Genomic DNA, 17,483 nt, shown 5'->3' with positions numbered 1-17,483 from the left:
GGCAGAAGGTGGTGCAACCAGACGCTCGCCGTAAATGCGCGTGGCTTCCATATTATGCCGAATGCTGCCATTCTGAGCATCGGGTTCATCCGGTGATCGGCGGCATTGCAGCAAGGGGAGGGGCAAGACCCGAACGGCTATTGTCAGCATACGTTTCCAGACGAAAAGTTGCGCGATGACCGAGCCCATATCTCGCCAAAGCCAGCCTCCGTCAAAACCCAAAACATCCCTGGACCAGACTCAGCGCGCGGCGGTGCAGGCGCTGCGAGTAATGATTGCATGCACGATCACCTATGCCGTCTCCCAGCTTCTTCATCTTCAGCAGGGTTATTGGGCCGTGTTCACGGTGCTGATCGTCATGCAGGCGTCGGTTGGCGCGACGGCCGGTATGGCTGCCGATCGCTTGGTGGCGACGGTCGCCGGGGCAGTGCTTGGAGGTGTGGCGGTGTTCGTGACACCGCAGGAGCCGCTTGCTATCGGGATCGCGCTGATCTGCGTCGTCGGCTTTTCGAGCTTCGTGGCGGCGCGCGTGCCTCGCCTGCGCAATGCCGGGCTGACGGCAGCGATCGTCATGCTGACGCATTCCGCCGCCGTTCCCGTCGAAATCTTCGTGATCGACCGCATTGCCGAGATTACCTTGGGCGGTGTCGTGGGTGTACTCGCCAGCCTCTTCATCCTGCCGACGCGCTCGCGGACTATAGTGCTCGATCGCTTCGGATCGGCTCTCGACGTCGTGGCACAGATCTTGCGTACTCTTGCATCCGCGGTCGAAAAGGGCGAGCCGGTATCCGCCTCGGAAGCCAATATCGCGCTGCGCCAGTCCCTGATGGCGACGGAATCGCTCCTGACCGACGCTCAGCGCGAACGCGCCTTCTGGCTGACAAAAGAGGGAATTTCCGAGGCCATCCCTCGCTCGCTTTGGCGAATCCGCAACGACATGACCTATGTCAGCCACATCGTGGAAACGCCTTTCCCGCCGGCGATCGTCGAAGTGATCGGGCCGCAGGCGGGACGAGTGCTCGAGGCACAGGCCCGCTTCGCGGAAGCATGTGGCCGGGCGCTGCGTGCCGGCGGCGAGATCGATTCAGCGGTGCTTTCGGCTGGCGATGAAGCTTTCGAGGCCGCGTTTAGCGCTCTTCAACGTTCCGAAGCTGCTCAATCGATGGATTTTAGCGAAACAGGCCGCCTGTTTGGTCTCGATTTCACCTTGCGCCGCATGCGTCAGAATTTTCTCGATCTTGCCGATCGCATCCGCGAAAGCAAGGTCAGTTGAAGCGACGAGGCGGTTTCGGCATGACCTGGTCTCTCAACGCCCAGCGTAAGGGAGCCGGTCAACAAGACCGACTCCCTTTGCTCATTAGGAACGAAGAGGGTTTTGCGTTTCCGCTTTTAGTGAACCGCTCCCGATCCGCCAGCCGCAACGATCGCAAAGGGCTGCCCCTCGACAGCAATGCTGCGGATTTCCTTGAGCGACTGGCCGTCCACCAAGCGAATAAGGCCGTGACGTGGATCCATAATGGCGAGAAGGTCGCCGGCAATGGCTAGGCGCGGCCGGGGATCGCGCCAATGGCCGTCCTTGCTGTAGGGTTCGGTGACCGCCTCGGATTTCACGATTGCGCCTTTCACCACATCGAGAAGATGCAGACTACCATCCTCGGTGAGGATATAGGCATGCTGCGGCTTTGCCGGATCGAGCACGAAGTCGACGCGTCGTGTCGGCAGTTCGATCAGCTTGTAGGGCTCGACTGCGTTGTCTGGGTCGATCAGCACGACATTTTGCTCACCGTAATTGCCGAGGAAAAATTGCATGGAGGTGCCGCCGAGCAATGTCGATACCTTGCCTTTCGGGAGAGGCGCGTCATAGGCGAGCGTATCGAGCTTCGGGCCGTTGACACCGCCAGGGCGCGCGATGAGGACGCCTTCCTCGCAACCGAAGGCAACCAGCCGGGGGAGGTTGCCTCCCCGTGAAGGCCAGTGCAAGGCTTGATATCGCCGACCTGCTCGCCCTTTCGGTTGAGGACGCGCAAGCCGAGACGTGGTGGCAGCTCACCCTCCTTGACCGGTGCCTCCATGTTCGGCGCCGATACGAGAAGATGATTGCCCATCGGAACGGCAACGCCGTGGTGGGCGGCCATCGTCTCGAATGCACGGATGTCAGGTTTACCTTCTGCAAGACCGCTCTCGGACAGGAGGTCGAACTTGTCGTCGCGATCGTAGAAGATCGCGATATCATTGCCGTGCGTTACCACGTGCCTCGGCTTTTCACCCCTGATCGCAGCTGGAAGCAGTTTCGGTTCGGAAAGCTCGATGTCGCGATGTTCTCCGTGATCGGAGAGCGAGATGCCGGTCGCGATGGCGTGGACGACATTCTTTTCGCCCTGCACGGCAAAGACTGTTCGGCCGGACTGGCTGAGCGACAGCGCGGCATAGCCGTCAAGATCGAACCGACCGATCTCCTTACCGCTTGTCGCGTCAATCGCGCGGACGATCGGCAGGCTGTGATCGGCAACGAACAGCCGCCAGCTTTCCGTCTCGTTTTCGCTGTCGGCAAAAGAGGGAAACGGAAACAGCAATGTGCAGGCGAGCGACGAGGCTGCAAGGAAGATACCGGAACCTGTGCGTAGCATGGAAAATCCTTTATGTAATAACATTACATATGCAGCGTAATAAAATAACGCTGTGCTTGTCCAGCCCTTGCATGCACGCATCAAGCGAAATGAGCATCCATATCAGCATGGAAATCGATTGGGGGACTTCGAAGCGGTTGACGTAATTTTAACTCAGGCTACTATATATAGTGTTCGAGGTTCCCCTGATTCGCAAGAATTGGAGGCTAAGATGGGAATCCGGTCGGCAAACATGATGATTGCCAAGCCGGAGCTGCACCCGCAACTGTGAGCGGCGAGCATTCGTTTGACGAAGTCACTGAGGCCATGTGCCTTGGGAAGGCGAAACGAATGCGTCGACCCGCGAGCCAGGAGACCTGCCTTGAGCAATAACGATCACCGTTCTTAAACGCCGCTCGCAACGGCCGGCATTGCGCTTTGCAGATCTGTCAAAATCCCATGATACCCCGGCGGAGATGTCCGGTTTCGGGCGAATCGCGCGCATCCCGCGAGACGAGGACGTATCATGGACTATGCCGATTATATCGCCGATCCCTCGCGCGACTGCGCGATCGTCGTTCATCGCGGCATCTGGCGCGCCGCGCCGGAAAACAGCTTGCTGGCAATCGAGCGAGCCATGTCTGCCGGCTATGATGCCGTCGAGATCGACGTGCGATGCAGCAGCGACGGCGAGTCTTTCTCCTGCATGACGATACGCTTGAGCGGACGGCCGGCCTCATCCAGGAGGCAGAGGGGCTGACGCTGCAGCAACTGTCGAGCCTGCACCTGCGTGACCGCAATGGCGGCGAGACGAACCGGATGACCGGAGAAAAGCTGCCGAGCCTGAAGGATGTCTTCGATCTCACGCGCGGCCGTGTTTTCCTGCATCTCGATGTCAAGCGCAGAGACATGATCCCCGGTGTGATCGCCTGTGCTCGTGCCATGGGCGTCGATCGGCAAGTCGATTTCTGGGGCGATCTGAGGACCCCGGACGATCTTGCCTGGATCCAGCACAAGGTATTGCCGGAGATGGTTCTCTTCATGGCGAAAACACGCCTCGGTTCCCAGGATGCGGAGAGCCAGCTCGATCTTCTATTTCAGCTCAACCCGCTGCTGTGCGAAATCTACTTCGACAGCTTGGACCAGCTTTCTGCTCGCAAGGCGCTTTTTGCTGACGCGGGCGTGCGCCTGTGGGTCAATACACTCGATTCCGTTTCCTGCGCAGGCTTTACGGATACCGCCGCGCTGCAGGACCCCGCGGCAATTTGGGGCCGCCTGATCGATGCAGGCGTCTCCGCCATCCAGACGGATGAGGCTGAGGCGCTGAGGACCTACCTCAAGGCTCGTTAGTCAGCTTTTCGATGTAATCATCCTGAACTGATCGCGCTGCGATAGCTCACGGTCGCGCAGCAGCGTTCGCCTTGATATGAAAACGCAAATGGCCGGCCCTAGCGGATAGAGCCAGCCATTTAACCCATCCAGCCTTTACGGCCAGGGTCGCGATTACTTGTTGAGTGCATCCTTCAGCGCCTTGGCTGGCGTGAAGGCAAGCTTCTTCGAGGCGGCAACCTTGATGGTGGCGCCCGTTCCCGGATTGCGTGCTTCACGTTCCGGCGTGTCCTTGACCTTGAACTTGCCAAAGCCAGGAATCGAGGTTTCGGCGCCGGAGGTCGCGGCTCCGGTGATGGCTCCAAAGACGGCTTCTACGATTGCCTTGCTCTGAACTTTGGTGAGCTTATGCTCCGCTGCAATTTGATCTGCGATTTCATTGGTAGTGGTCATGAGGCTTCCCCCGCATTGATGACGCCGGAATCATTTCCATTGCCGGTGACAGTTGTCACCTGGAGTTCTGCACGGAAAGGCCGAGAAAGCCGGTATTTCCACAATTTCCGACGTATTGAAGCCATTTTAGGCGCTTTACGTGGGTGTTTTCCCAGTCCAAGCACAAGTCGGATAGCCTGCGGGAGGACGGTTGGGGGCATCCGCAGACGCCTTGCGAATCTGCTGAAAATGCCGGAATCGGCGGCTCCAGCGCGTTTTCGCCAATCGGATGCGGGCCATGGCGGCGCAATCGAGGCTGGTCTTTCTCCGGACGGGTCTATAGAGCCTCGCTCACGATGTTTGAATGGGACAAGCAATGGAACATGAGATCAAGATAGGCAATCGCGGCGATTTCGGGCTCTGGGCCATCGAGCTCGCAAAGCAGATCATCAGCGATGAGGGCTTTGAACTGGCAAGAGCGGGACGGGACGGGACGGACGATGATGTGCGCGCAGCCGGCAATGCGCTTGGCCAAGCGATCACCAATGCGCTGATGGAAGTTTATGACGGTCTGATCGAAAGGGCCGATGAAGACTAGGGTCATCTCCGCAGGTTGCGGCCGGTCATCCGCATGCTCGCGCGGGTGGCATGTTCAGGATTGAAATTTGAAAGTTGCACCAACTTAAAATCGCAGCCTTAAAATCGCAAACCGGCATCCCCATATAGGGGCGAATTAGTCTTTCTGCCCTATGACAGGAGAGCCAATGTTCAGTGCAGTACCGCGGTTTGCCAAGATCGCAGCCATCGTCGTCCTTGCCGCCGCTTCGTCCGTAGCGACCTTTGACGCTGCCGATGCGCGTCGGGCTGGATCAAGCGGATTCGGAAGCCGCGGGACGCGTACCTTCGATACGCCGGCGATCACGAGGACAGCCCCCACGCAGGCGGCGCCGATCGATCGGACGATGACGCAGCGGCCGCAGCAGCAGACGACGATCCAGCCGCCGCTTGGCGCGCCACAGCGTCCAGGCTTTTTCGGTGGCTTTGGCGGATCGATGATCGGCGGCCTGATCGCAGGCGGTCTTCTCGGCATGCTGCTCGGCCATGGTTTCGGCGGCGGCATCGGCTTCCTCGGCATGCTGCTGCAGATCGGCCTGATTGTGCTGCTGATCAGCTTTGCCATGCGGTTCTTCGCAAACCGCCAGCGTACGCAATATGCGGCGCCGGGATCGGGCGCGCCTTACAACGGGAATCCGATGAACAATGCGAGCGCGTCGCCGCGTCCTTCCTTCTCCATCCCGTCCATGGGCGGTGGAGCGGCCGCCGCGCAGAAAACACGCCAAGCCAACGACGAGATCGGGCTGCAGCAGGCCGATCTCGATCGCTTCGAGCATCTCCTCACCGAAATCCAGTCGGCCTACGGCAAGGAAGATTATGCCACCCTACGCCGGCTGACCACGCCGGAGGCGATGTCCTATCTTGCCGAAGAGCTCGGGGAAAACGCCACGAATGGCGTGCGCAACAGCGTTTCCGACGTTCGTCTGCTGCAGGGCGATATTGCCGAGGCCTGGCGCGAGGACAATGCCGAATATGCAACGCTTGCGATGCACTATTCGAGCATCGACGCTCTGGTCGACCGCGCAACAGGAAAGCTCGTCGACGGCGACGATCACAATCCCTCCGAGACGACCGAACTCTGGACCTTCGTGCGCAAGCCGGGCGCGGACTGGACGCTTTCCGCGATCCAGGGCACGAAAACCCACTAATCTACCTTGCTTCAATAGAGGCCGCCTCGCGAGGGATCGGGGGCGGCTAGTCATATCCAGAAACTGATAGCCTTCATTCTCTAAGGTCTGAACAAGTCGAGCGGGTGCGAAAGCGATGCGGCATCCGCCTTGACTCGCCGAAGGCGTCCTCTAATGTACTGATGTGGAAACGTTACCACATTGGGAGGAAATAGATGAAATCCGCGCGGCTCAACCGCCTGTTCGGCGTGTCCGGAAATTGCTTCGATGTTGCTATCGATCATGGCATGTTCAATGAACGGACCTTTCTGGCCGGCATCGAGGATATGAGAACTGCGATCAAAGTGATTGCCGATGCCGCGCCCGATGCCATTCAGCTTCCACCGGGGACTGCCCCCATTCTACAGGCGATCCCCGGCAAACATCGCCCGGCTCTGGTGCTACGAACCGATATCGCCAACATCTACGGCAATCCGCTGCCCTCGGCGCTGTTTTCCGAGATGATCGATCGTGGCGTGGAGCAGGCCGTGGCGCTTGATGCCGCCTGCGTGGTCGTCAATCTCCTGATGCTGCCGGACCAGCCTGAGGTTTACCGCGCCTGCGTGCGCAACGTGAACAGCCTGAAGCGCGAATGTGAGATCTATGGCATGCCGCTGATGGTGGAGCCGCTGGTCATGCAGGACAATTCCAAAGGCGCCTATATGGTCGATGGCGCAATCGACAAGATCCTGCCGCTGGTACGCCAGGCCGCCGAACTCGGCGCCGATATCATCAAAGCGGATCCTTGCGACAATGTTCAGGACTATCATCGCGTCATCGAGATCGCCCAAGGCTTGCCCGTGCTTGTGCGCGGCGGCGGCCGCGTGTCGGATCTGGAAATCCTTTCACGCACCAGGCAACTGATGGAGCAGGGCGCCCGCGGCATCGTCTATGGCCGCAATGTCATCCAGCACCACAATCCCGCCGGCATGACACGCGCCCTGATGGCGATCGTCCATGAGAGGGCTTCGGCCGAAGACGCCTCGCGGCATCTCGCCTGATATATCCTGGGGAGGAGGAAACATGAAAAGAGTATTCCGCTTCGGCGTCATCGGTTGCGGCCTGATGGGACGCGAATTCGCAAGTGCCGCCGCACGCTGGCTGCACCTTGCCGATACCAGGGCGCGGCCGGAAATCGTTGCCGTCTGCGACACAAATGCAGCGCTTCTCGATTGGTTCAAGGACAACGTGCCGTCGGTCCGGCAATTCACCGGAGACTACAAGGAGTTGCTCGCCAATCCGGATGTCGACGCGGTCTATTGCGCCGTGCCGCATGTGCTTCACCAGCAGTTCTACATCGATATTCTGAAAGCCGGAAAGCATCTGCTCGGCGAAAAGCCGTTCGGCATGGATGCGGCCCAGAATCGCGAGATCATGGCGGTTCTTGCCGAAAACCCGGAACTTCTCGTTCGCTGCTCGTCGGAAATGCCGTTCTTTCCTGGTGCGCAGAAGGTCATCGCGCTCGCCGAGAGCGGCGAGATGGGCGATATTCTCGAGGTCGAAGCTGGCTTCCTGCACTCCTCCGACATAGACAGGCAGAAGCCGATCAACTGGAAGCGCATGGCCGATATAAACGGCGAATATGGCTGCATGGGCGATCTCGGCATGCATGTGCTGCATGTGCCCTTGCGGCTCGGCTGGCGCCCGCAAACCCTGCATGCGCAGCTCGTCAAGACGATCACCGAGCGCCCGGACGGCAAGGGCGGCATGGTGCCGTGCACGACCTGGGACAATGCGACGATCAGCACGCGCGTCAGCGCGGGCGGCCAGGATTTTCCAATGGTGTTGAAGACCTGGCGTATCGCGCCGGGCGAAGCCAATACCTGGTACATTCGCATACTCGGCATGAAGAAGAGCGCTTTCTTCAGCACAAAGTCGCCACGGCAATGGCAGTGGATGGATTACAATGGCGGCGCGCAGGCCTGGAGCACCGAGGATCTGGGATACGGCTCGCTCTTCCCGGCAATTACCGGCAAGATCTTCGAGTTCGGCTTTGCCGATGCCATCCAGCAGATGTGGGCCGCCTTCGTTGATGAACTGGCAGGCGGAAACGCCAACGGCTTTACCTGCGCCACGCCGGAAGAAACCCAGGCGCACCACGCGGTGCTGACGGCGGCACTCAAATCCGGCCGCGAGAATATCGTCGCGTCGGTCGACTATGAGGGAGCGGTCGCCCGATGAAGCGCTCCGAAATCAACGAGGCGCTGCGGCGCGCAAGTAAAACCCTAGACCATTGGCGATGGTCCCTGCCGGAATGGGGCTACTGGACAGCGGCGGATTTCGCCGCCAATTCGGAAGCGGCGCGCTATCTGCATGCCCATCAATTGGGATGGGACGTCACGGATTTCGGCTCCGGCCGGTTTGCCGAATGCGGCCTCGTGCTGTTTTGCCTGCGCAACGGCATCGTCGGTGTCGAGGGCGAGCGCACCTATGCCGAAAAGCTGCTTTTCGTCGAGGAAGGGCAGGTAACGCCGACCCATCGCCATCAAGCCAAGATGGAGGATATTATCAACAGGGCCGGCGGCGATCTCGTGATCGAATTCGCCGCGACCGATGCCGAAGGCAATGTGCTGAAGGACGATTTGGTCGTTCCGGTGGATGGCTTGCCGAGGACGCTTGCCGCATGGGAGCCGCTTATTCTCTCTCCCGGCCAGAGCGTGACGATCCATACCGGGCTCTATCATCGCTTCTATGGCCGAAAGGGCGGCGGGCCTGTGTTCGTCGGCGAGGTCAGCCAGGTCAATGACGACAATAGCGATAATTACTTTCTGGAGCCGATCGGCCGCTTCGCGGCGATCGAGGAGGATGAGCCGCCTCTCAGACCCCTATGGAATGAGGCAGGTGGCTGATGCGAACCGGGGAGGAGGTTCACGGCAGCGAGAAGCAGGACAAGGGAGGCATTGTTTGCGCTGGCAATTTTATTGTCGACCGCGTGCACACGCTGACCTACTGGCCCGAGCAGGGTAATCTCGCTCACATCATCAATCAGGATGTGGGCGTTGGGGGAGGGGCCGCCAATGTCGTCACCGACCTGGCCTCGCTCGGCTTTCCCGGAAAACTCGCCGCGGCCGGATGTATCGGTGCGGATACCGACGGAGAGATCGTCAAGACGCGGCTTCAGAGCGCCGGCGTCGATGCAAGCGGCCTGCGGGAGCTTCCCGACCGCGCGACGGCGCACACGCATGTCATGAATGTGCCGGGACAAAACCGCACCTTCTTCTATCATGGTGGTGCCAATGATGCGGTGACGGATGCGCTCATCTCGCCCGCCGCCTTTGCGAACGCCGGCTATCGCCTTTTCTATCTTGGCTATTTGATGCTGTTGCCGGGACTCGACACGATCGATGCGGATGGCCGATCCGGAGCATCGCGCCTGCTGGAGGCTGCGCGCAACGCCGGTCTTGTCACCTGCGTCGATTTCGTCTCCAGCGAAGATCCGGAGTTTGCGGCGAAGGTCGGTGCGGCTCTGCCCTATTGCGATTTCCTTGTCATTAATGAAATCGAGGCGGGACGGGCAACCGGCCTGAGCTTGCGTGACGGGAAGGGAGAGTTGATCGAATCCGCACTTCTGACGGCCGGCGAGCGGCTGCTGGCGGCAGGCGTCGCCAGGGGTGCGATCATCCATGCTCCGGAAATCTGCTTCTGGTTTGCGCCGGGCCGCCCGCCAATTGTTTGTCGCTCCCGCCCGGTCGATCCAGCCGAAATCGTCAGTACTGTCGGTGCCGGCGATGCCTTCTGCGCCGCGGTACTTTACGGCCTGCATGAGGATTGGCCCGTCGAACGCATCTGCGCCGCTGCCCACGCCGCCGCCGCCCGTTGCCTTGGAGGCGTAACCGCGACGGACGGTATCCCCGATATGGCAACGCTTCTGGAGGATGTGAAGGCGATGCAGCATGCATGCGGCTGATGTGTCGGCTGCGGAGCGGCAACGTCCATCATTGGATGCTATGGTGTCGATGGGAGCGGCGCGATAGGATCAGGAAATTGAACCTTATGCTCGGAGGAGGAGAATGAGGGCAGTCCGTTTGGAATCGATCGGATCCATGGCCATGCGCAATGTGGAAAAGCCGAACGCCGGACCGGGAGATATCATCGTCCGGGTTCTGGCCGCCGGCATCTGCGGATCCGACCGGCATATGTACAAGGGCGAGTATCCGACGGCTATGCCGGTAGCGTTGGGCCATGAATTCTGTGGCCTCGTGGAGGAGGTGGGCGAGGGCGTTTCGTCCTTCGTGGGTGGAGAGCTCGTGACGGTCGACCCGAACATTGCCTGCGGCACCTGTCCTGCCTGCCGGCGCGGGCGACCGAACCTATGCGCCAATCTGAAGGCTATCGGGGTGACGCGGGACGGCGGCTTTGCCGAATATGTCGCGGTTCCCTGCGGCCAGGCGTTTACGCTGCCTCCCGATCTTGATCCCGTCCACGGCGCCTTCTGCGAGCCGCTGGCCTGTTGCATCCATGCCATTGACAAGGCACGGATCCGTCCCGGCGATAGCGTCGCCATATTGGGCGGCGGTGTGATCGGCCTGCTCATGGTGCAGCTGGCTCGTCTTGCCGGTGCTGACCAGATCATCCTGATCACGAGACAACTGTCGAGACGCGAGGCGGCGTTGCGGCTGGGAGCGACGCTGGCCCTCGACCCGACGGCGACCGATGTGGTTGCTGCTGTCAAAGACGCGACCCATGGCGGTGTGGATGTCGTCATAGAATGCGCCGGAGTCCCAGAAACGCTGCAGACCGGCGTGCGGATGGCGCGGCGCGGCGGTGTCTTCGTCCTCTTCGGGGTGACGCCGGCGGGCCTCGAAGTGCCCGTTCTGCCGTTCGATCTGCTCGTCAACGAAGTTGAGATCAGGCCGGCCTATCTCAATCCGTTCACCCATTCCCGGGCTGCGACCATGGTGGCGAGCGGTATTCTGGAGCTGGATTCGCTGGTGACCAAGACCATAGGGCTCGAAGATGTTGCTGAAGCGGTCGGCAGTGCGCCATTGGCCGGCGAGATCAAGGTCATCGTCCGGCCGTGAATGCCGCCTGAAGGCGATGTGCTTTCATTTGCGGACGGGGCCGGTGGAGTCGCGCTCGATCAAGGTGACAGGCACTTTGACGATCGTGTCTTTTCGGGGCTCGCCATCCGCTTGCTGTTCTTCGATCAGGGCCTCCAATCGCCGGGCCGCCAGCTCGCCGACATCGCGGATCGGCTGGGCGACGGTCGTCAGGCGTGGAAAGACATACGCCGCCTCCGGCAGATCGTCGAAGCCGATGACCGAATAGTCGCGTGGTACGGAAAAGCCGTGATCCTGAACGGCATGGATTGCGGCGATCGCCGAAATATCTGTTGTGCCGATGATACCAGTCACCTCGGGCCGGGAGGCCACCAATTCCCTTGCGAGAGGATAGGTCGCCGCGAAGCTGTGCTCCTCGGCCATGGTCACGACCGCTGGTGCTATGCCGTTCTCGGCCATTTCCACCGTGATGCCGCGAAGGCGAAGCTGGACCGGCTGGCTATGGGCAGGCGCGCCGACAATGCCGATCAGCCGATGGCCGAGGCCGATCAGATGGCGGGCCATCAGGCGCCCGCCCTCCTCGTGATCGGCCATGACAGCATCATCGGCAATTCCAGTGAGCTCACGGTCGATGGCGACGATCGGGACATGCGCGTCGCGCAGCGTTTCGAAATGTTCGGTGTTGCCGAAGGCGCTTGCCACGATGACGCCGTCGACGCGCTGGGACAGCAGCATGGAAATGTAGCGTGCCTCGTGATCCATGCTTTCCGCCGTGCTGCAGATCAGTGTCTGATAGCCGCGCCGGAACAGCTCCTGTTCGATGGCATGGGCGAGGATGCCGAAGAAGGGCACGTCGATCGACGGCAGCATCAACCCGATCATCCGGCTCCGTGCACCGCGCAGCATGCGCGCGCCCTTGCTCGGCGTGTAGTTGAGCGTGCGAATTGCAGCCTCCACACGCTCCCGGAGTTCCGGAGAGGCATAGCCGCTGTTGTTCAGCACGCGCGAGACAGACGAGACCGATGTTCCTGCGAGCTTGGCGATATGTCTGATGCTGGTGGTCACTGGCTCGCATTTCTTTGTCTGGCGGTCGAATAGTCATGGGGCTGGTTGCAAAAACTCTGTCGCTAGGTCGCGGACTAAATCACTGGTCGGAGATGGCATCAAGCGTGATGCAGGCCTGCTTTTATATCTCGCTATATCCTTGTCGGCTATCTCGGGCGTGCGGTCCAGGCGCGGCATAGAAGCGTCTCCGCTCATCTCGGCAATCCCGAGGGCATTTATAAGATTTTTATATCTTCTTCTATCCGCCCGTCTCGAACCTTAATGCGGTTCGGTCGCATATTGCGTGACGAAGATACACCTGAAGTGCTCTTCTCCCCGGTAGAATGAAAAGGGCGTTTTCGTGTGAAGTGCTCTCCATCGCTTTCTGCCATCAACAATAACAATCAAGGACTCGCGATCGATGATGGACATTATTCTTGTCGGGATCGGCGTTTTATTCTTCCTCCTTTGCGTCGCTTATACCAAGGCCTGCGACAGCCTCTAATCGGAGAGACGACAATGCTTCTCGATTACATTCTCGGTGGCAGCGTGACGATCTTTCTCACCGTCTACCTGGTCTATGCTCTTATTCGCCCCGAGCGCTTCTGACAGCGCTGGATAGGGAAAGTTACCTCCATGACCTTCAACGGATGGCTTCAGATCCTCATTTATATCGGGATCCTTCTTCTGCTCGTCAAACCGCTCGGCGGTTACATGACGCGTGTCTTTACCGGCGAGCGCACCTTCCTCTCCTTCGTCCTCCGTCCTGTGGAACGGGGGCTTTATCGTTTGGCTGGCACGGACGAGCGCGAAGAGCAGCACTGGGCGACCTATTCGGTCTCCTTGCTGCTGTTCAGCCTTGCCGGCTTTATCGTTCTCTATGCGCTGCAGCGACTGCAGGGCGGCCTGCCGTACAATCCGGCCGGCATGACCGCGGTCGGGCCGGAATTGTCCTTCAACACGGCAACCAGCTTCGTCACCAATACCAATTGGCAGAACTACGGCGGCGAAAGCACGATGTCCTATCTCGTGCAGATGGCTGGTCTCACCGTGCAGAACTTCGTTTCCGCGGCAACCGGCATTGCCATCGCCATTGCGCTGATCCGCGCATTTGCGCGCGCTTCCGGCAAGGCAATCGGTAACTTCTGGGTCGATATGATCCGTGCGACGCTCTATGTGCTGCTGCCGATCTGCATTATTCTGACACTGGCCTTCGTCTATCTCGGCGTCCCGCAGACGCTCGGTCCTTACGTCAACGCAACGACGCTCGAAGGCGCACAGCAGACGATCGCCGTCGGTCCCGTCGCCTCGCAGCTTGCCATCAAGATGCTCGGCACGAATGGCGGCGGCTTCTTCAATGCCAACTCGGCGCATCCGTTCGAAAACCCCGATGCAATCTCCAACCTTCTGCAGATGCTGTCGATCTTCGCCATCGGCGCGGCGCTGACCAACGTCTTCGGCCGCATGGTCGGCAGTCAGCGGCAGGGCTGGGCGATCCTGGCTGCGATGGGTACGCTGTTCATCGCTGGCGTGATCGTCACCTATTGGGCTGAAGCGGCCGGCAATCCGCTTGTTCATGCGCTCGGCATCCAGGGCGGCAATATGGAAGGCAAGGAAGTCCGTTTTGGGATTGTTGCCTCCTCGCTCTTCGCCGTCATCACCACCGCCGCATCCTGCGGCGCAGTCAACGGCATGCTCGACAGCTTCACCGCGATCGGCGGTCTGATCCCGCTCATCAATCTGCAGCTTGGCGAAGTTATCGTCGGCGGCGTCGGCGCCGGTTTCTACGGCATCCTGATGTTTGTCGTCATCGCCATCTTCGTTGCCGGCCTGATGGTCGGGCGTACGCCGGAATATCTTGGCAAGAAGATCGAGGCCAAGGAAGTGAAGATGGCAATGCTTGCCGTGCTTTGCCTGCCCGCCGGCATGCTGATCTTCACGGCGATCTCCGTGGTATTGCCCTCTGCCGTTGCGTCGATCGCCAATGCCGGCCCGCACGGCTTCTCGGAAATCCTCTATGCCTACAGCTCGGCCGCGGCAAACAACGGCTCGGCCTTCGGCGGCCTGACCGGCAACACGCCCTGGTACAATATCACGCTCGGTATCGTCATGCTGATCGGTCGCTTCCTGGTCATCGTTCCGGCCCTTGCGATTGCCGGTTCCCTGATCAGCAAGAAGACGGTTCCCGCTTCGGCCGGCACCTTCCCGACCGATGGCCCGCTCTTCGTCGGCCTGCTGGTCGGCACGATCCTCATCGTTGGCGGCCTGACCTTCTTCCCGGCGCTGGCGCTTGGACCGATCGTCGAACATCTGGCGATGATCTCAGGCCAGACCTTCTAAGGAATGACGGCCATGAGCCAACCGCTTCTAGGCAAGCTTAGAAAAGTCATCGATCCACGCCCCTTTGACAGGGGGCGTGGCCCGGCCGGAATAACCTGCGCTTCCGACGCCATTTTGCTGGCGATGGTTGCCTTGTTCCTCGGCCTTGTCGTCTTCGGATTTCTAATCGGCTGATCGGCAGCGTTCCGATCTGACGTTTTCCCCTTCACGCTGGAGCCTCTTATGAGCCAGTTAAAATCAGCGAGTATTCTGGATTCTCGCATTCTCGTTCCGGCGATCGGCGCTTCGTTCAAAAAGTTGAACCCGCGCACGCTCGCCAAGAACCCCGTCATGTTCGTGGTCGCCGTCGTTTCGATGCTGACGACCGTCCTCTTCCTGCGCGACCTCCTCACCGGCGGCGGCAATCTCGCCTTCTCGCTGCAGATCAATATCTGGCTGTGGTTCACGGTGCTGTTTGCCAATTTCGCCGAGGCCGTTGCCGAAGGCCGCGGCAAGGCACAGGCGGATTCGCTGCGCAAGTCGCGCACCGAAACCCAGGCAAAGCTTCTGGCTGGCAATAGCCGCACCGACTACAAGATGGTGCCCGGCACCAGCCTCAAGGTCGGTGACGTCGTTCTGGTCGAAGCCGGCGATATCATTCCCTCGGATGGCGAAGTCATCGAAGGCGTCGCCTCTGTCAACGAAGCCGCAATCACCGGCGAATCCGCCCCAGTCATTCGTGAATCGGGCGGCGACCGCTCGGCGGTCACCGGCGGCACGCAGGTCCTGTCGGATGAGATCCGCGTGTGCATCACCGCTGCTGCCGGTTCGACCTTCATCGATCGCATGATTGCGCTGGTCGAAGGTGCGGAACGGCAGAAGACGCCGAACGAAATCGCGCTCAACATCCTGCTGGCCGGCATGACGCTGATCTTCGTGCTCGCCACCGTCACCATCCCGAGCTTTGCCGCCTATGCCGGCGGTTCGATCCAGACGGTCGTGCTTGTTGCTCTGTTCGTAACCTTGATCCCGACCACCATCGGCGCGCTGCTTTCGGCGATCGGTATCGCCGGCATGGACCGCCTGGTGCGCTTCAACGTGCTCGCCATGTCGGGCCGCGCCGTCGAAGCCGCTGGCGACGTCGATACGCTGCTTCTCGACAAGACGGGCACGATCACGCTCGGTAACCGTCAGGCGACTGCGTTCCGTCCGGTCAGGGGTATCAGCGAGCAGGATCTCGCCGATGCCGCACAGCTTGCCTCCCTTGCCGACGAGACGCCGGAGGGGCGCTCGATCGTCGTGCTTGCCAAGGAGAAATATGCGATCCGTGGCCGCGACATGACGAGCCTGAAGGCAACCTTTGTTCCCTTCACCGCCCAGACGCGCATGAGCGGTGTCGACCTCGAGGGATCTTCGATCCGCAAGGGTGCCGTCGATGCCGTGATTTCTTATGTCGAAGGCGCGGCCAACGGCGCGACGGAAGGCACCGCAGTCATGTCGCGCACGACGAGCGAAACGCTGCGCGAGCTGCAGGTGATTGCCGACGAGATCGCCAAGGCCGGCGGCACGCCGCTCGCCGTTGCCCGCGACGGCCGCCTGCTGGGCGTTATCCATCTCAAGGACATCGTCAAGGGCGGTATCCGCGAACGCTTTGCGGAGCTGCGCCGCATGGGCATCCGCACCGTGATGATCACGGGCGACAACCCGCTGACGGCGGCCGCGATTGCCGCCGAAGCCGGCGTCGACGACTTCCTCGCCCAGGCAACACCCGAGATGAAGCTGGCGCTGATGCGTCAGGAGCAGGCGCAGGGCAAGCTCGTCGCCATGTGCGGCGACGGCACGAATGATGCGCCGGCGCTCGCCCAGGCCGATGTCGGCGTTGCCATGAACACCGGCACGGTCGCTGCCCGCGAAGCCGGCAACATGGTCGACCTCGACAGCGACCCGACGAAGCTCATCGAGATCGTCGAGATCGGCAAGCAGCTGCTGATGACACGCGGCGCTCTGACGACCTTCTCCATCGCCAACGATATCGCGAAGTATTTCGCCATCATCCCGGCAATGTTCATCGCCTTTTATCCGCAGCTGAAGATGCTGAACATCATGGGGCTGGCCACGCCGCAAAGCGCCATTCTCTCGGCGATCATCTTCAATGCGCTGATCATCGTTGCGCTGATCCCGCTGTCATTGAAGGGTGTCCGCTACCGGCCGATCGGCGCCGGCGCGCTGCTCAGCCGCAACCTGCTGATCTATGGCCTCGGCGGCATCATCGTTCCCTTCATCGGCATCAAGGCCATCGATATGGCGATCACCGCCATTGGCCTTGCCTAAGGAGTTTCTCTCATGTTGAAACAAATCAGACCCGCCATCGTCATGATCGTCGCCACGACCGTCCTGACCGGCCTTGCCTATCCGCTTGCCATGACCGGTGTCGCCCAGGCGCTCTTTCCCCATCAGGCCAATGGCAGCCTGGTGGAGAAGGACGGCAAGGTGATCGGCTCCAGCCTTATCGGCCAGAATTTCACCACCGACCGGTACTTCCATGGCCGGCCATCGGCTACGACCGGCGCCGACCCGAACGATCCAACCAAATCGGTTTCCGCACCCTATAATGCCGCCAACTCCGGGGCCTCCAATCTCGGCCCGACCAATGCGACCCTGATCACCCGCATCAAGGGGGATGCGGCGGCCTTGCAGGCGCAGAACCCGAATGCGCCGGTTCCAATCGATCTGCTCACCACATCGGGCAGCGGACTTGACCCGGACATCTCGCCTGAAGATGCCTATTTCCAGATCCCGCGCGTCGCCAAAGCCCGCAACATGGATGAGGCCAAGGTCAAGTCGTTCGTCGACGCAGCCATCGAGCCGCGAGAACTCGGCGTTTTCGGCGAGCCTGTGGTCAATGTGCTGGCATTGAACCAGGCGCTCGATGCTTCTATGACTCAATAAGTTGAAGAGGTTGAGACGGTTAA

The 17,483-nt window shown here is 60.5% G+C and carries 17 protein-coding genes, 1 pseudogene and 1 riboswitch; of the genes and pseudogenes, 15 read left to right on the top strand and 3 right to left on the bottom strand.

Going from position 1 to position 17,483, the window contains the following annotated elements; translation table 11 throughout:
- Nucleotides 1-175 precede the first annotated feature (175 nt).
- Nucleotides 176-1,273, top strand: coding sequence for an FUSC family protein (locus HGP16_RS12710; RefSeq protein WP_281408224.1), 1,098 nt, complete (start codon nt 176-178; stop codon nt 1,271-1,273).
- Between the two features lie 116 nt (nt 1,274-1,389).
- Here HGP16_RS12710 and HGP16_RS12705 read toward each other — a convergent pair.
- Nucleotides 1,390-2,627: pseudogene (locus tag HGP16_RS12705) on the bottom strand (hypothetical protein).
- A 160-nt stretch (nt 2,628-2,787) separates the two neighbouring features.
- Nucleotides 2,788-3,006, top strand: a riboswitch (cobalamin riboswitch).
- A 126-nt stretch (nt 3,007-3,132) separates the two neighbouring features.
- On the opposite strand from HGP16_RS12705, the gene HGP16_RS33955 reads away from it, so the two are divergent.
- Nucleotides 3,133-3,366, top strand: a complete 234-nt coding sequence (locus HGP16_RS33955) for a glycerophosphodiester phosphodiesterase (protein WP_246705520.1) — start codon at nt 3,133-3,135, stop codon at nt 3,364-3,366.
- On the top strand, nt 3,282-3,956 hold the full coding sequence (locus HGP16_RS12700) for a glycerophosphodiester phosphodiesterase family protein (protein WP_246705519.1): 675 nt from the start codon (nt 3,282-3,284) through the stop codon (nt 3,954-3,956). The genes HGP16_RS33955 and HGP16_RS12700 overlap by 85 nt, the downstream gene beginning before the upstream one ends.
- A gap of 153 nt (nt 3,957-4,109) precedes the next feature.
- Here the strand turns inward: HGP16_RS12700 and HGP16_RS12695 are convergent, their stop codons facing one another.
- Nucleotides 4,110-4,388: an HU family DNA-binding protein gene (locus HGP16_RS12695; RefSeq protein ID WP_168840359.1), complete on the bottom strand. Its 279-nt coding sequence runs from the start codon at nt 4,386-4,388 to the stop codon at nt 4,110-4,112.
- 355 nt (nt 4,389-4,743) lie between these two features.
- On the opposite strand from HGP16_RS12695, the gene HGP16_RS12690 reads away from it, so the two are divergent.
- From HGP16_RS12690 to HGP16_RS12660, 7 genes are all read left to right on the top strand, one after another.
- Nucleotides 4,744-4,965, top strand: coding sequence for a hypothetical protein (locus HGP16_RS12690; RefSeq protein ID WP_168840437.1), 222 nt, complete (start codon nt 4,744-4,746; stop codon nt 4,963-4,965).
- A 166-nt stretch (nt 4,966-5,131) separates the two neighbouring features.
- Nucleotides 5,132-6,130 carry a Tim44 domain-containing protein gene (locus tag HGP16_RS12685; protein ID WP_168840358.1) on the top strand — a complete coding sequence of 333 codons (999 nt, stop codon included), beginning with the start codon at nt 5,132-5,134 and terminating at the stop codon, nt 6,128-6,130.
- A gap of 194 nt (nt 6,131-6,324) precedes the next feature.
- Nucleotides 6,325-7,149, top strand: coding sequence for a class I fructose-bisphosphate aldolase (locus tag HGP16_RS12680; RefSeq protein ID WP_168840357.1), 825 nt, complete (start codon nt 6,325-6,327; stop codon nt 7,147-7,149).
- Nucleotides 7,150-7,171: 22 nt separating this feature from the next.
- On the top strand, nt 7,172-8,329 hold the full coding sequence (locus HGP16_RS12675) for a Gfo/Idh/MocA family protein (RefSeq protein ID WP_168840356.1): 1,158 nt from the start codon (nt 7,172-7,174) through the stop codon (nt 8,327-8,329).
- A complete protein-coding gene (locus HGP16_RS12670; RefSeq protein WP_168840355.1) occupies nt 8,326-8,997 on the top strand; it encodes a D-lyxose/D-mannose family sugar isomerase in 672 nt (223 codons plus the stop codon). Before HGP16_RS12675 ends, HGP16_RS12670 begins: the two co-directional genes overlap by 4 nt.
- Complete coding sequence (locus HGP16_RS12665) at nt 8,997-10,055, top strand: carbohydrate kinase family protein (protein WP_168840354.1); 1,059 nt, start codon at nt 8,997-8,999, stop codon at nt 10,053-10,055. Before HGP16_RS12670 ends, HGP16_RS12665 begins: the two co-directional genes overlap by 1 nt.
- A 103-nt stretch (nt 10,056-10,158) precedes the next feature.
- Nucleotides 10,159-11,169, top strand: a complete 1,011-nt coding sequence (locus HGP16_RS12660) for a zinc-dependent alcohol dehydrogenase family protein (RefSeq protein WP_168840353.1) — start codon at nt 10,159-10,161, stop codon at nt 11,167-11,169.
- A gap of 24 nt (nt 11,170-11,193) precedes the next feature.
- Here the strand turns inward: HGP16_RS12660 and HGP16_RS12655 are convergent, their stop codons facing one another.
- Nucleotides 11,194-12,213 (bottom strand): LacI family DNA-binding transcriptional regulator, encoded by a 1,020-nt coding sequence (locus HGP16_RS12655; protein ID WP_168840352.1) that lies wholly within the window; start codon nt 12,211-12,213, stop codon nt 11,194-11,196.
- A gap of 498 nt (nt 12,214-12,711) precedes the next feature.
- Between HGP16_RS12655 and kdpF the strand changes: the two genes are divergently transcribed.
- The 5 genes from kdpF to HGP16_RS12630 are packed head-to-tail and all read left to right on the top strand — an operon-like array spanning nt 12,712 to nt 17,460.
- Nucleotides 12,712-12,801: a K(+)-transporting ATPase subunit F gene (kdpF, locus tag HGP16_RS12650; protein WP_168840351.1), complete on the top strand. Its 90-nt coding sequence runs from the start codon at nt 12,712-12,714 to the stop codon at nt 12,799-12,801.
- A 27-nt stretch (nt 12,802-12,828) separates the two neighbouring features.
- On the top strand, nt 12,829-14,532 hold the full coding sequence (kdpA, locus tag HGP16_RS12645; protein WP_168840350.1) for a potassium-transporting ATPase subunit KdpA: 1,704 nt from the start codon (nt 12,829-12,831) through the stop codon (nt 14,530-14,532).
- A gap of 12 nt (nt 14,533-14,544) precedes the next feature.
- Nucleotides 14,545-14,706 (top strand): hypothetical protein, encoded by a 162-nt coding sequence (locus HGP16_RS12640; RefSeq protein ID WP_159444778.1) that lies wholly within the window; start codon nt 14,545-14,547, stop codon nt 14,704-14,706.
- Nucleotides 14,707-14,754: 48 nt separating this feature from the next.
- Entirely contained in the window at nt 14,755-16,842 is a 2,088-nt protein-coding gene (gene kdpB / locus HGP16_RS12635; RefSeq protein WP_168840349.1) for a potassium-transporting ATPase subunit KdpB, read from the top strand.
- A gap of 12 nt (nt 16,843-16,854) precedes the next feature.
- Complete coding sequence (locus tag HGP16_RS12630) at nt 16,855-17,460, top strand: K(+)-transporting ATPase subunit C (protein WP_168840348.1); 606 nt, start codon at nt 16,855-16,857, stop codon at nt 17,458-17,460.
- Nucleotides 17,461-17,483: the final 23 nt, after the last annotated feature.

The sequence above is a fragment of the Rhizobium sp. P40RR-XXII genome (assembly GCF_012641405.1).
Classification (GTDB): domain Bacteria; phylum Pseudomonadota; class Alphaproteobacteria; order Rhizobiales; family Rhizobiaceae; genus Rhizobium.
Note: the sequence above shows the minus strand (reverse complement) of the source record. Positions and strands in the feature narration are given on the sequence as shown.